This is a genomic window from Marinobacter sp. M5B (assembly GCF_042604615.1).
GTDB lineage: Bacteria > Pseudomonadota > Gammaproteobacteria > Pseudomonadales > Oleiphilaceae > Marinobacter > Marinobacter salarius.
Window position 1 is genome coordinate 1,818,258 of sequence record NZ_CP156894.1, and the last position, 12,719, is coordinate 1,830,976.

The 12,719-nt window shown below is 58.2% G+C and carries 12 protein-coding genes and 1 tRNA gene; 8 read left to right on the top strand and 5 right to left on the bottom strand.

Annotated features, from left to right (window positions below; translation table 11 throughout):
* Window positions 1–8: 8 nt before the first annotated feature.
* From merP to merR, 3 genes are all read left to right on the top strand, one after another.
* Window positions 9–305: a mercury resistance system periplasmic binding protein MerP gene (merP, locus tag AAGD24_RS08195; protein ID WP_075194570.1), complete on the top strand. Its 297-nt coding sequence runs from the start codon at window positions 9–11 to the stop codon at window positions 303–305.
* A 5-nt stretch (window positions 306–310) separates the two neighbouring features.
* Window positions 311–1,714 carry a mercury(II) reductase gene (merA, locus tag AAGD24_RS08200; protein WP_075194571.1) on the top strand — a complete coding sequence of 468 codons (1,404 nt, stop codon included), beginning with the start codon at window positions 311–313 and terminating at the stop codon, window positions 1,712–1,714.
* A 97-nt stretch (window positions 1,715–1,811) separates the two neighbouring features.
* On the top strand, window positions 1,812–2,246 hold the full coding sequence (gene merR, locus AAGD24_RS08205) for an Hg(II)-responsive transcriptional regulator (RefSeq protein ID WP_036206363.1): 435 nt from the start codon (window positions 1,812–1,814) through the stop codon (window positions 2,244–2,246).
* 22 nt (window positions 2,247–2,268) lie between these two features.
* Here the strand turns inward: merR and AAGD24_RS08210 are convergent.
* Window positions 2,269–2,345: transfer RNA gene (locus AAGD24_RS08210), tRNA-Arg, on the bottom strand.
* An 87-nt stretch (window positions 2,346–2,432) separates the two neighbouring features.
* Between AAGD24_RS08210 and AAGD24_RS08215 the strand changes: the two genes are divergently transcribed.
* The 3 genes from AAGD24_RS08215 to AAGD24_RS08225 are packed head-to-tail and all read left to right on the top strand — an operon-like array spanning window position 2,433 to window position 4,192.
* Window positions 2,433–2,801, top strand: coding sequence for a DUF488 domain-containing protein (locus AAGD24_RS08215; RefSeq protein ID WP_379867060.1), 369 nt, complete (start codon window positions 2,433–2,435; stop codon window positions 2,799–2,801).
* Window positions 2,802–2,826: 25 nt separating this feature from the next.
* Window positions 2,827–3,570, top strand: a complete 744-nt coding sequence (locus tag AAGD24_RS08220; RefSeq protein WP_379867062.1) for a TIGR04283 family arsenosugar biosynthesis glycosyltransferase — start codon at window positions 2,827–2,829, stop codon at window positions 3,568–3,570.
* On the top strand, window positions 3,554–4,192 hold the full coding sequence (locus AAGD24_RS08225; RefSeq protein WP_379867063.1) for a TIGR04282 family arsenosugar biosynthesis glycosyltransferase: 639 nt from the start codon (window positions 3,554–3,556) through the stop codon (window positions 4,190–4,192). Before AAGD24_RS08220 ends, AAGD24_RS08225 begins: the two co-directional genes overlap by 17 nt.
* 7 nt (window positions 4,193–4,199) lie before the next feature.
* Here AAGD24_RS08225 and AAGD24_RS08230 read toward each other — a convergent pair whose 3' ends face one another.
* Both AAGD24_RS08230 and AAGD24_RS08235 read right to left on the bottom strand, forming a co-directional pair.
* A complete protein-coding gene (locus AAGD24_RS08230) occupies window positions 4,200–7,052 on the bottom strand; it encodes an insulinase family protein (RefSeq protein ID WP_379867064.1) in 2,853 nt (950 codons plus the stop codon).
* 24 nt (window positions 7,053–7,076) lie between these two features.
* Window positions 7,077–7,376, bottom strand: coding sequence for a hypothetical protein (locus AAGD24_RS08235; RefSeq protein ID WP_007151678.1), 300 nt, complete (start codon window positions 7,374–7,376; stop codon window positions 7,077–7,079).
* Window positions 7,377–7,777: 401 nt separating this feature from the next.
* On the opposite strand from AAGD24_RS08235, the gene AAGD24_RS08240 reads away from it, so the two are divergent.
* Window positions 7,778–9,763: an SDR family oxidoreductase gene (locus AAGD24_RS08240; RefSeq protein WP_036206426.1), complete on the top strand. Its 1,986-nt coding sequence runs from the start codon at window positions 7,778–7,780 to the stop codon at window positions 9,761–9,763.
* Between the two features lie 58 nt (window positions 9,764–9,821).
* On the opposite strand, the gene rnt is transcribed toward AAGD24_RS08240, so the two are convergent.
* Window positions 9,822–10,457 carry a ribonuclease T gene (gene rnt, locus AAGD24_RS08245; RefSeq protein WP_036206941.1) on the bottom strand — a complete coding sequence of 212 codons (636 nt, stop codon included), beginning with the start codon at window positions 10,455–10,457 and terminating at the stop codon, window positions 9,822–9,824.
* A gap of 123 nt (window positions 10,458–10,580) precedes the next feature.
* The gene (pyrC, locus tag AAGD24_RS08250) at window positions 10,581–11,612 is read right to left on the bottom strand and encodes a dihydroorotase (RefSeq protein ID WP_379867066.1); all 1,032 of its coding nucleotides are present in this window, start codon (window positions 11,610–11,612) and stop codon (window positions 10,581–10,583) included.
* A 166-nt stretch (window positions 11,613–11,778) separates the two neighbouring features.
* Here pyrC and AAGD24_RS08255 point away from each other — a divergent pair, with 166 nt between their 5' ends.
* Complete coding sequence (locus AAGD24_RS08255) at window positions 11,779–12,702, top strand: OmpA family protein (protein ID WP_036206432.1); 924 nt, start codon at window positions 11,779–11,781, stop codon at window positions 12,700–12,702.
* Window positions 12,703–12,719: the final 17 nt, after the last annotated feature.

Genomic DNA, 12,719 nt, shown 5'->3' on the forward strand with positions numbered 1-12,719 from the left:
CATACATCATGAAAAAGTCCCTGATCACTGCCGTACTGTTTACGCTGTTCAGCATGCCTGCCTTGGCGTCGCAAAAGACGGTGACCTTGTCGGTTCCCGGAATGACTTGTTCGGCTTGCCCGATCACCGTCAAAGCCGCTCTCAAGAGGGTCGATGGGGTGAGTTCTGTGCAGGTCCGTTATGAGGAGCGTGATGCGACGGTTACTTTCGACGATGAAAAAACCTCCGTTGAAGCAATAACTGAGGCCACGACCAACGCGGGCTACCCGTCCACACTGATGCAGTCCGGGGCGAAGCAGGAGTAGTGTTTATGAGTGATAACGATCTGCACATTGCCGTGATTGGCAGTGGCGGTAGTGCCATGGCCGCCGCTTTGAAGTCGGCGGAACGCGGAGCCCGGGTGACGCTGATCGAACGCGGCACCATCGGTGGCACTTGCGTCAATGTCGGCTGCGTGCCCTCGAAGATCATGATCCGCGCCGCTCACGTGGCCCACATGCGTCGCGCCAGTCCGTTCGACGAGGGCATTGCCGCGGTCGAGCCTTCTATTCACCGGCCCCGGTTACTGGCCCAGCAACAGGCCCGGGTCGATGAGCTTCGTCACGCGAAATATGAGGGGATTCTCGAAGACAATCCGGCGATCACTGTCCTGCAGGGTGAGGCCCGTTTTACCGACGCCAATACGCTGACAGTGACTGGAACCGACGGCACGGAACGCGAGGTACGCTTTGACAGAGCGTTCATTGGTACCGGTGCGGGGCCTACCATTCCCCCGGTTCCGGGCCTGTCCGATACGCCGTACTGGACGTCCACCACGGCACTGGCCAGCGACACCATTCCGGAACGGCTGGTTGTCATCGGGGCGTCCGTCGTGGCAGTGGAGCTGGCACAGGCGTTTGCCCGGCTGGGCAGCGAGGTGACCATCCTGGCGCGTAGCCGGCTGTTTTCCCGTGAGGACCCGGCTGTTGGCGAGGCCATTGAAACCGCGTTCCAGGCCGAGGGTATCAAGGTTCTGAATGACACGCAGGCGAGCCAGATCCGCTATACCAATGAGGAGTTCGTGCTCGCCACAAACGTGGGAGAGCTGCGCGCCGATCGGCTGCTGGTGGCCGTGGGACGCACACCGAACACAGACAGACTGAACCTGGAGGCTATCGGCGTCGAGACTGCCCGCGGGGCGATTTTAGTTGATGACGGTCTGCGTACCACCGTGCCCGACATCTATGCTGCTGGGGACTGCACCGACCAGCCGCAGTTTGTCTATGTCGCCGCCGCGGGTGGCAGTCGAGCAGCAGTCAATATGACCGGTGGTGATGCACGGCTCGATCTCAGTGCCATGCCGGAGGTGGTCTTTACCGAGCCACAGATTGCGACCGTCGGTTTATCCGAGGCCGACGCCGAGGCAAGTGGCTACGTCACCGACAGCCGTACCCTGACCCTCGACAACGTGCCACGGGCCCTGGTCAACTTTGATACCGGAGGCTTCATTAAAATGGTCGCGGAACGTGAAAGCGGGCGGTTACTGGGTGTGCAGTCCGTGGCGGGTGAGGCCGGCGAACTGATCCAGACCGCGGTGATGGCGCTTCGTGCGCGCATGACTGTCAACGAGATTGCCGATGAGCTGTTCCCGTACCTGACGATGGTAGAAGGTTTGAAGCTGTGCGCTCAAACGTTTACCAAGGATGTCAAGCAACTATCCTGCTGCGCGGGATAAGGCAAGGCAACCCTTGGATAGCATGGGCAAATGCTCTATTAGTGACCTTGTTTGATGACGTAAACTGATGCCGTAGTCAACTACGGAGTAAGCCCGCATGGTGAATAAAGTAAATCCACTGACCATCGGTGGGCTGGCCAAGGCGGCCGGTGTCCATGTCGAGACCATTCGCTATTACCAGCGGCGGGGCCTGTTGTCGGAACCCCAGCGTCCTCCCGGTGGGATCAGACGCTATGGTTCTGCCGATATCGATCGATTGACGTTCGTGAAATCGGCGCAGAACCTGGGCTTCAGTCTCGATGAGATTATCGACCTGCTTCGGCTGGAAGATGGTGCCCACTGCCAGGAAGCCAGTGTCCTGGCCGAGCACAAACTGCAGTCTGTGCGTGGAAAGATCAAAAAGCTGGTGAGGATTGAGAGTGTTCTGAGCGATATGGTCGCTCGATGTCATGAGCAAAAAGGGGACATCGCGTGCCCTCTCATTGCGTCATTGCACACCGGAATCAGCAAAGTCCCAGAGGCAGATCTCTAACCATATGATTTTATTGCTGGCATGGTACCCCCGGCAGGACTCGAACCTGCTACCTTCCCCTTAGGAGGGGGACGCTCTATCCAGATGAGCTACGGGGGCTGATCGTCAGAAGGCGGGTATGATAGCGGGCTGAGTGATGTGTCTCAAGGGCTTGCGGGAATACTTCCGGAATAGAAGGAGATCGCTATGACAGAAATTCGGTTGAAGCGTGCCTATGATGAACCGGCCCGTTCTGATGGTCCGAGGCTGTTGGTTGACCGGGTGTGGCCGAGAGGCGTTGCCAAGGAAAAGGCCAGTCTGGCCGAGTGGTTGAAGGATTTAGCCCCATCCACTGAATTGCGTAAGTGGTTTGGCCATGACCCGGCCCGATGGGACGGGTTTCGTGAAAAGTACCTGCAGGAACTGGCATCGTCCGATCGTGCGGACCTGAGCACTCTGGCATCCTACGTTGATAAGCACGAACGAATCACGCTGGTATTTGCAGCCAAAGATACAGATCATAATAATGCGGTAGCGTTGAAACAGTTTATTGAGGCGAGCGAGCTACCGGCTTGATCGGGCACAGGGGATACCAGGCGCATTGAAGACAGCAACACAGCACACTTCCAAGACTCCGCCCCAGCCGTTGCGTTTAAGCGTTATTGTGCCTGTTTGGCAGGAAGCCGCCACCATTCGCGACACCCTGGATCATCTGCAGCCGCTCAGAGCGGCGGGCCATGAAGTCATTGTGGTGGACGGTGGCAGTGATGATGGAACAGCCAGGCTGGCGCAGGGTCATTGTGACCGTGTCATCCAGTGTGGCCGTGGAAGGGCGCCGCAAATGAATGCCGGCGCACAAGCAGCCCATGGCGATGTCCTTCTGTTCCTGCACGCTGATACCCGTTTACCGGATTCTACGCTGGCGGCACTGGAGCAATTTAATGCCAGCCGTAAGGCATGGGGGCGGTTTGATGTGCGTCTCAGCGGCAAGAGAGTGCTGTGCCGGGTGATCGCCTGGTTCATGAATCAACGCTCCTGGCTGACGGGTATCGCCACTGGCGACCAGGCTCTGTTCGTGCGTCGGCCGGTGTTCGAGGCCTTGCGTGGCTTTGAAGAGATGCCGTTGATGGAGGATGTGGAACTATCGTCTCGCCTGAGGCTGGTGTCACGACCTTTCCGTATTACCGATCCCGTGGTCACGGATAGCCGGCGCTGGGAACAGCAAGGTGCCTGGCGTACCATCCTGCTGATGTGGCGATTACGCTGGCGCTATTGGCGCGGCGACTCGCCGGAAACCCTTGTTACCCTCTACCGATCGGATGTTCGTAATGCCCGTCAATCCTGATGCTTCAGTGCTGGTTATGCAGTTTTCCAAGTGGCCGGAGGCGGGCAGGGTGAAAACCCGTCTGATGCCGGCACTGGGCGCCGAGGGGGCAATGGCGGCACACGTCAGGCTCAGTCTGGCCGTACTCGATAATCTGGTGGCCAGTGGTTATACCGTCCAGTTCCTGTGGGACCGGGCGCTGGAGAATGTGCCCACGGGTGCTGCTCCTGTACTGGAACGGCTTGACGTTCACGGGGTTGCTCAGGCTGTACAGGAGGGCGACATCCTTGGGGAACGCATGTCACAGGCACTGGGCTCGGGGTTGCGTGGCTTTGGCAAGGCGATGATTGTGGGCAGTGATTGCCCCTCCGTGGATGCGGACTACGTGCGAACGGCCGTGGCTGCGCTGGACGAGGTGGACGTGGTACTGGGGCCGTCGGAGGACGGCGGCTATGTTCTCATCGGTGTTCGCCGGGTCATCCCGGGCATGCTGGCCGACGTGGCCTGGGGAACGGAAAAGGCGTTGTCGCAAACCTGTGACCGCCTTACGCAAGCGGGTATGTCGTTCAGGTTACTTCCGCAACGATGGGACGTAGATGAACCCGAAGACTGGCACCGGTTCACGGGCCAGTCCTCAGGTTGAGAGCTGATCAGGCGTCGGGAACAGCACTGCGTTGCAGCAACAGCTCAACCGCGCTGGCGTTGTTTTTTGCCTCGGCTGTAGTGAACACCTGCAGTGCCTGTTTACGGTCAATGACCTGCTTTTGCAAAGTATTAACCAGGGCTTCCCGGCTCACGCGTTGTATCGCCTTGGCCAGTTTCTCCCTTGATTTGAAGTCGGTCGCGCCGCGGTCGATTTCACGCCAGTAACGCTCCGAAATCTCACCAAGTTGCCGATCCTGTTCCATCAACTGGCTGATGACAGCCTGTTTCTCTCGCGCCAGATCCTGCTCCGAGAGGTTGGATAACGTGTCCTTGAAAGCCTTGGAAAATTCCCGCACCGCTTGGTCGATCTGGTCGCCACTGGCTTCCGGGGATTGCACCACGAAGCCCAGTGCCGGGGTCTCCAGCATTTCGAAGGGGGTAGCGTAAACGATATAGCCAAGCTGGCGATTGGTGCGGAGCTCTTCATAGAACGGGCTGCTGATAATCTGCCCCAGCAGGCGGAACACGGCGCGTTCTTCAAAGCTGGTGTTATCGCCCTGCACATAGAGGCTGTAGCCGGTGTCCGGATGGTCTACCTCCAGCGGTAACATGGTTTCACCTTCCGGTAAGGCGCGAACTCGGCTGCGCTCGACCGTTGTCAGCTCACTGTCGTCCAGTACCATGGCATGGATACGATTGGTGAGGTTAAGGGCGGACGCTTGCGTCATGTTGCCGTGTGCCAGCATTACCGGATCAACCTGGGCCAGGAACGCCTCGGCGAAGGATTTGAGTTCATCCAGCGTGACTTCCCGGGCGGCCTTGAGCTTCTCCTCTGTACTCCAGGCGCCCTCGATAAGCAGGCTTTGAATGCGTTCAGAGGTCTGCTGCACAGGCCGTTCTTTGGCCTTGTTTAGCAGTCCATCGATCATGTTTTGCCGGGCAATGCGGAAGCGTTGCTCGGTGAGTGTGGGGTCCGCTACCTGGGTCAGGATGCGGGCCATCAGGGTGTGGAGTTTGTCACTGTAACCGCCGACGCGGACGGTTATGCCCCGAAGGTGGGGGTAGATGCTGTAGTCGAGTCCCGCCAGCTGGGCGGGATAGGCCCATGCGTTAACGTTGGTGTTGATGGCATCCACCAACAGCGACGACAGCACATTGCTGCGAGCGGATGCCCGTGTCGCCGGGGTTCGCAGGCTTAGGTACACATTGGCCTTGGGCGTCTCAAACCGGGTGTCCCGGGCGTACCAAACCTCCATGCCACTGACGGTCCCCATGGAAACGGGCTGCTCCATGGTTGCGCCGTCGATCATGTCGAGTTCTTCGGGAATAAAAGGGTTTTCGAGCGGCAGGGCCAGCATGGACACCATGGGGTTGTCGTCCCGTTGCCGAATGTCCCGGATGGCGAGGGGCTTCAGTTTCCAGGCGGCGTCGTACCACTGGGTCAGGTTGGGGTCTTCAAGGTTCGGTTCTGTTTCCAGGACGGACACCAGCACGTTATCCGGAGTAAGCCGGTTCAGAATGTTCCGGTATTTATCGGGTGCATAGCTTTCCATCATCCATGGCGCCTGGAGTACGTCCTCTGGCGCCACATGCCGCATCTGTCGCGACAGATGCATCACTTCTTGTACCGGTTGGCTCTTCTCACGGAAACGGAAATCGATCTGTGCCAGTTGTTTCATTTCTTCGAAACGAGTGCGGGAAATGCCTTCCTCGCGCACCTTGTCGATGTAGGCAAAGGTCAGTTCCAGAATGGTTTCCTGATTTTCAAGGCCCTCCGGGGTCAGCGCCATGTTCAGTTCCAGGGTGGCTTCCTGGCCGGTATCCATGCCGCTACCTGCGGACAGGCTTTCCACCAGGCCAGCCTTCTTAAGAACGTCAAACAGGCTGCCCGGGCCTTCGTGGCCAAGCAGGCTGGCAACGTAGTTGGCCGGCTTGTCGCGGTAGTGGTCTTCCTGAGACAGGATGGGGAAGGTGAGCGTCAGGTTGCGGATATCCTTCAGCGCATCCGCATGCACGCGGGCGGGCAGGGTGCCTGGGCTGAACAGTTGCTCGTCGTGGACCTTCGCGTTCAGGTTGCGGTTTTCGATGCGGTCGAAGCGGCCTCGTACCATGGCCTCGAGCTGATCCAGCGATTGTGGGCCGTAGACGGCAAGCGTCATCAGGTTGGACGAGTAATGGGCTTTCCAGAAGTCGATCAGGTCCGGGCGCAAGGGGCGCTCTTCGGTGTTTTCCAGGGTGGTCAGGTTACCGACGGCAAACTGGTGGAACGCGTGGTCGGGATTGCTGACGGCCTTTTTTACGGAGTAGAAGCGACGGCTGTCGTCTTTCTGTTTCGAGCTGTACTCCGAGTGCACGGCGCGGCGTTCGCGATCCACCAGTTCTGGCGTGAACAGCGGTGCTGAAAATTGCTCGGCGAAGCGATCCAGGGCTTCCTTCAGATGCTCGGCCTGTACGTCGAAGAAGTAGTTGGTGTCCTGGAATGCGGTGAATGCGTTGTGACTGCCACCATGGCTTTTGATGAACTGCTGGTACTCGCCAGGGTCAGGGTATTTTTCCGTGCCCAGGAACAGCATGTGTTCAAGGAAATGAGAGAGGCCTTCGCGGTTGGCGGGGTCATCGCCACTGCCGACGGCAACGTTCATGGATGCTGCGGCTTTGTCGGAGCCCGGCGCGGAAATCAGAAGCACCCGAAGTTGGTTGTCCAACTGCACATAACGGTACAGGTTGGCGTCATTCGGGCTTTTTGTGGGCGACTGGCTCGCCAGGGCAACCGAACTGAAGGCCAATACCAGCGCCAGGAGAAATCCTTGCTTCAGGCCAAGGAAACCTTGGGCAAATCCATGGATGCCAGGGTGCATACAGTCTCTCTTTGCGTTGAAACGTTAATGAATCAGGGCGTTACGGGTACTTTCCGGTTGTTGATCCAGGGTTTTCTTCGCCAGGCTGGCGGCTGCATCGGCATCGAGTTGGCCAGAGGCGATGCGCTCAAGAACTGTCCCCATCACCGCAACGGACTGGCGATAATCCGCGAATTCGGCCTGGAAGGCGTGGTCAATGGCCTGATACACCGCCTGGATTTTCTGTTCCCGTGTGCCGGCGTCGGCGGCTGTGTCGTTGATGGCCTTCAGGCAGGCACGTGCAATGGCAATGTAGCGTTCAGCGTTGGGATCGTCTTTGTGCATGTTCCGGGTTCCGAAGTGCGGGAAATGTAGAGAGTGTGTAGAGAGTATAGAGACAGAAACTGCCGTTGAAGGTTCCGATTATGTCACCGCAACCGTCAGGTTTCATTTCCTTCCGGTAATGGTAAGGATTTGCGGGCAGCCTGCCCACCTTGTGCTAGTCTCAATTTCAGCGTACCGGTAAACCGAAAAGGTTCCGGCGTGTATTGCATGCATGAACTAGAGTAAACGCTCTAATTAAAACAAGAACTTACAGAGTAAATACTCTAAAAAAGTTCGATACATGAGTGTTGCAATTAAGTACAATGCCGGCGTGCTTCGGCGGTATAAGACTTTGGTCTAATACTGTCGATGACAACAAAGGAAAAAGACAACAACTGAGCAACAAGCAGGGTGGACTATCAATGAATTACTTTCTGACGGGTGGCACCGGATTTATCGGCCGTTTTCTCGTTGAAAAACTGCTGGCTCGCGGTGGCACAGTGCATGTACTGGTGCGCGAGCAATCACAGGAAAAACTGGACACGTTGAGGGAGCGCTGGGGCGCGGATGAGTCCAGGGTGAAAGCAGTGATCGGCGACCTTACCAGCCCGAACCTGGGCATCGATGCCAAGACGATGAAATCGCTCAAGGGTAACATTGATCATTTCTTCCACCTTGCTGCAGTGTATGACATGGGGGCGGACGAAAAGTCCCAGCAGGCCACGAACATCGAGGGCACCCACAGTGCCGTCAATGCGGCAGCCGCTATGGAAGCCGGTTGCTTCCACCATGTTTCCTCCATCGCGGCGGCTGGCCTGTTCAAGGGCACCTTCCGCGAGGACATGTTCGAGGAGGCGGAAAAGCTCGACCATCCCTACCTGCTGACCAAGCACGAATCTGAAAAGGTGGTTCGCGAGAGTTGCACCGTTCCGTTCCGGATTTACCGCCCTGGTATGGTGGTTGGCCACTCAAAGACCGGTGAGATGGACAAGGTCGACGGGCCCTATTACTTCTTCAAGATGATCCAGAAGATCCGCCACGCACTGCCCCAGTGGGTGCCGACGATCGGCATCGAGGGCGGGCGCCTGAACATCGTGCCGGTGGATTTCGTGGTGAACGCCATGGACCACATCGCGCACCTGAAAGGCGAGGACGGTAACTGCTTCCACCTGGTGGATTCTGATCCGTACAAAGTGGGCGAGATTCTCAATATTTTCTCCGAAGCCGGTCATGCTCCCCGTATGGCGATGCGGATCGACTCGCGCATGTTCGGGTTTGTGCCGCCGTTTATCCGCCAGAGCCTGAAGAATCTGCCGCCCGTTAAGCGTCTGACTACCGCATTGCTGGACGACATGGGCATTCCGCCTTCGGTGTTGTCGTTTATCAATTATCCCACACGGTTTGACGCCCGTGAGACAGAAAGAGTCCTCAAGGACACGGGTATCGTCGTGCCGCGCCTGGAAAGCTATGCAGCGGTTCTGTGGGACTTCTGGGAGCGTAACCTGGACCCCGACCTGTTCAAGGACCGCACCCTGCGTGGCACCGTGGAAGGAAAGGTCTGTGTGATCACCGGTGGTACCTCCGGTATCGGTCTGGCGACAGCCGAAAAGCTGGCGGATGCCGGCGCTATCCTGGTGATTGGCGCGCGCAAGAAAGAGCGCCTGATGGAAGTGGCTGCTGAACTGGAAGCCCGTGGCGGCAACGTTCATGCCTACCAATGTGACTTTGCCGACATGGATGACTGCGACCGGTTCGTGAAAACGGTGCTGGACAATCACGGCCATGTGGACGTATTGGTCAATAACGCAGGCCGTTCCATCCGTCGCTCACTGGCGCTCTCGTTCGACCGTTTCCACGATTTCGAGCGTACCATGCAGCTGAACTACTTCGGCTCCGTTCGCCTGATCATGGGTTTTGCTCCGGCTATGTTGGAGCGTCGTCGCGGCCACGTGGTCAATATCTCATCCATCGGTGTGTTGACCAACGCGCCCCGTTTCTCAGCCTACGTCGCGTCTAAGTCAGCGCTGGATACCTTCAGCCGTTGTGCGGCGGCGGAGTGGTCGGATCGCAACGTGACCTTCACCACCATCAACATGCCGTTGGTGAAAACGCCGATGATCGCGCCCACCAAAATCTACGACTCGGTGCCCACGCTGACACCGGACGAAGCGGCGGAAATGGTGGCAGACGCCATCGTGTACCGTCCCAAGCGCATCGCCACGCGTCTGGGCATTTTTGCCCAGGTCATGCAGGCGCTGGCGCCGAAGATGGGCGAGATCGTGATGAACACGGGTTACCGCATGTTCCCGGACTCTCCGGCCGCTGCCGGCAGCCGTTCCGGCGAGAAGCCGAAGGTGTCCTCCGAGCAGGTGGCCTTTGCGGCGATCATGCGGGGTATTTACTGGTAGTATTGCCCTTGGAGATCAAAAAAACCCCGCTTCGCGCGGGGTTTTTTGTGGCTGTCTATCAAGGCGCCTCTTCTGTGTCGTCCGGTATGGGCGGCGGTGGGAAACCACCGATTTCGCGCCAGCGATTGACGATGCCACAGAACAGATCTGCGGTTTTCTCTGCGTCATAGGCGGCCGAGTGCGCTTCCTTGTTGCTGAACGGAATGCCCGCCAGCTTGCAGGCTTGCGCCAGTACGGTATGGCCGTAGGCCAGGCCAGCTAGCGTTGCCGTGTCGAAGGTGGAAAACGGATGAAACGGGTTGCGGCGGATGTCTGAACGCAGGGCAGCGGCGAACACAAAGTTGTGGTCGAAGGTTGCGTTGTGGCCAACGAGCACGGCTCGTTTGCAATCGTGGGCTTTGACCGCCTTGCGGATGGGTCCGAAAATTTCGCTCATGCCTTCTCGTTCCGGAACGGCTTCCCGCTCCGGGTTCCACGGGTCGATACCGGTGAAATCCAGCGCAGACTGCTCCAGGTTGGCGCCCTCGAATGGGTCGATCTGCTGAACGTGGGTTTCAGCCCGCTTCAACCAGCCGTCCTCATCCATTGTCAGTATGACCGCAGCGATCTCCAGCAGGGCGTCCTTCTCAGGATTGAAGCCGCCGGTTTCCACATCCACCACAACCGGCAGGAAACCACGGAAGCGGCGGGACATGGGATGCGGTTCTTTATGTTCTTCAGTCACTTAAACTCCTGGAGTCTCTGGCCAGGGTTGCCGGCCTGGTAAACAAATGATTGATAAGGAACGATTAACAGGGAACGGTTGGTCGGCTGATGTTCAGACAAGCCGCCATCTCAGGCTTTCGCCGGCCTTCAAAGGCACGATGGTACCGTCAGCCAGGGGCAGTTCGTCGGGCATCTCCCAGGATTCTTTCACCAGCGTGATGGTATCGCTGTTTCTGGGTAGGCCATAGAAATCGGCGCCATTAAAGCTGGCAAAGGCTTCCAATTTGTCCAGCACGCCCAGGTCTTCGAAAATCTCCGCATACAGGGGCATGGCGCTGAACGCTGAATAGCAGCCGGCGCAGCCACAGGCGGTTTCTTTCTTGTCTTTCGAGTGCGGCGCAGAATCCGTTCCCAGGAAGAAGCGGCGGTCTCCGCTGACCACTGCATCCCTTAACGCCTGTTGGTGCCGGTTGCGTTTGAGGATGGGCAGACAATACAGGTGAGGGCGAATGCCGCCGACCAGCATGTGGTTGCGGTTGTACATCAGATGTTGCGGCGTGATGGTGGCGCCCAGATTGTCACCGTCATGGTCACATACGAATTCAGCCGAATCGGCGGTGGTGATGTGCTCCAGAACCACCCGTAAATTCGGAAACGCCTCCATGGTCGGCGCCAGTACGCGCTTGAGGAAGATTTTCTCCCGGTCGAAGATGTCGATCTCTGCATCGGTGACTTCGCCGTGGACCAGCAACAGCATGCCGCAGTCACTCATGGCCTCCAGTACCGGATAGATGTTGCGGATGTCGGTCACACCGGATGCGGAGTTGGTGGTGGCGCCAGCCGGATACAGTTTGGCGGCAACCACGCCCGCAGCCTTGGCATCCCTGATTTGTGCAGGCGTAGTGGTTTCTGTGAGGTACAGCGTCATCAGCGGGTCGAACCCGGTGTCGCCGGCTGCGGCCAGTATCCTGCTACGGTAAGCCATGGCCTGTTCTGCCTCCGTCACCGGTGGCGCCAGGTTTGGCATGATGATGGCGCGGCCAAAGCAACGGGCGGTGGCGGGTACGACGTCTTTGAGAATGTCGCCGTCCCGCACGTGGAGGTGCCAGTCGTCAGGACGGGTGATGATCAGTTGTTCGGTCATTTACGGTTCCGGGATCTGCTGGGGCCCGTCAAACGTGAACCCCTGAAAGAAAAAATCTGGCGAAATTATATCAGAAGCCGACAGCGATTGTTTTGGCGGGCGTCCTAAAGAAAGACTGACTTCGGCCGTTACGAGGGTAGTGAATCTTTTCTGACGGATGGATGGTATGGCACGAATTTCCGCCTTCCTGCGTGGTGCAGTGGTTTCCAGTGCGATTGGTGCACTGACGGCAGGCTCTGTTTCGGTGCAGGCCGCCACCTTTGGCGCGGGTATCGAGAACAGCCAGTGGTACCTGTCGGAGTCCGTATTCGAGTGTACTTTAGTGCATCAGGTTCCGGGCTACGGCCGTGCCGTATTCCGCCACAAGGCGGGTGAGTCGCTGTCCTTCTTTCTGGAGTCGGAAACGCCGCTTATGCGTCCTGGTCAGGCTCAGTTGGTGATGGAAGCGCCGTCCTGGCGCCCGGGAACCGCCCCCCGTCCCCTTGGTCGGGTTAACGTAGACGACAGTCGTCGGCCGCTGATGCTTGAGTCACGTCTGGCCATGGTGCTTGTCCAGAGCCTGCTGGAGGGGATGGACCCAACGGTTACGCGTGAGTCCTGGTACGACGGCAGCCCGGTTCGGGTGAAAGTGTCCAACATTAACTTTGCGGGCCAGTTCTCCGGTTATCGAAGCTGCACCGCTGGCCTGTTGCCGGTCAACTACGATCAGATCAAGCGGTCCCGCATTTCCTTTGCGTCAGGCAGCACCAGCCTGTCTGAAGCTGACCGTCGGTTTCTCGACAACATTGTGATTTACATCCAGGCAGATTCCACGGTGGAAAGGGTGTTCGTGGATGGGCATACCGACAGCAGCGGTAGCCGTATCGACAATCGCGCGTTGTCCGAAGAGCGGGCCAATGCGGTGGCGGATTACCTGATCGGGCAGGGCATTGATGCTGATCTCGTGACCACCAGGGCCCATGCGGACCAGTACCCGGTATCACGCCGCGCGGCAGACAACAGGCGCACCACAATTCGCCTTCAGCGGGAAGGCGAACGGCCGGACCTGCAGCAAGCCAATGGCTACGAGGCTGCAACGCCAAATACCTGACATTGCGTGCGGCAATC

Bases quoted from the DNA above. Each gene is read 5' to 3' on its own strand.
- merP (WP_075194570.1), top strand. From the start codon at position 9: ATGAAAAAGTCCCTGATCACTGCCGTACTGTTTACGCTGTTCAGCATG.
- merA (WP_075194571.1), top strand. From the start codon at position 311: ATGAGTGATAACGATCTGCACATTGCCGTGATTGGCAGTGGCGGTAGT.
- merR (WP_036206363.1), top strand. From the start codon at position 1,812: ATGGTGAATAAAGTAAATCCACTGACCATCGGTGGGCTGGCCAAGGCG.
- AAGD24_RS08215 (WP_379867060.1), top strand. From the start codon at position 2,433: ATGACAGAAATTCGGTTGAAGCGTGCCTATGATGAACCGGCCCGTTCT.
- AAGD24_RS08225 (WP_379867063.1), top strand. From the start codon at position 3,554: ATGCCCGTCAATCCTGATGCTTCAGTGCTGGTTATGCAGTTTTCCAAG.
- AAGD24_RS08230 (WP_379867064.1), bottom strand. From the start codon at position 7,052: ATGCACCCTGGCATCCATGGATTTGCCCAAGGTTTCCTTGGCCTGAAG.
- AAGD24_RS08235 (WP_007151678.1), bottom strand. From the start codon at position 7,376: ATGCACAAAGACGATCCCAACGCTGAACGCTACATTGCCATTGCACGT.
- AAGD24_RS08240 (WP_036206426.1), top strand. From the start codon at position 7,778: ATGAATTACTTTCTGACGGGTGGCACCGGATTTATCGGCCGTTTTCTC.
- rnt (WP_036206941.1), bottom strand. From the start codon at position 10,457: ATGTCCCGCCGCTTCCGTGGTTTCCTGCCGGTTGTGGTGGATGTGGAA.
- pyrC (WP_379867066.1), bottom strand. From the start codon at position 11,612: ATGACCGAACAACTGATCATCACCCGTCCTGACGACTGGCACCTCCAC.
- AAGD24_RS08255 (WP_036206432.1), top strand. From the start codon at position 11,779: ATGGCACGAATTTCCGCCTTCCTGCGTGGTGCAGTGGTTTCCAGTGCG.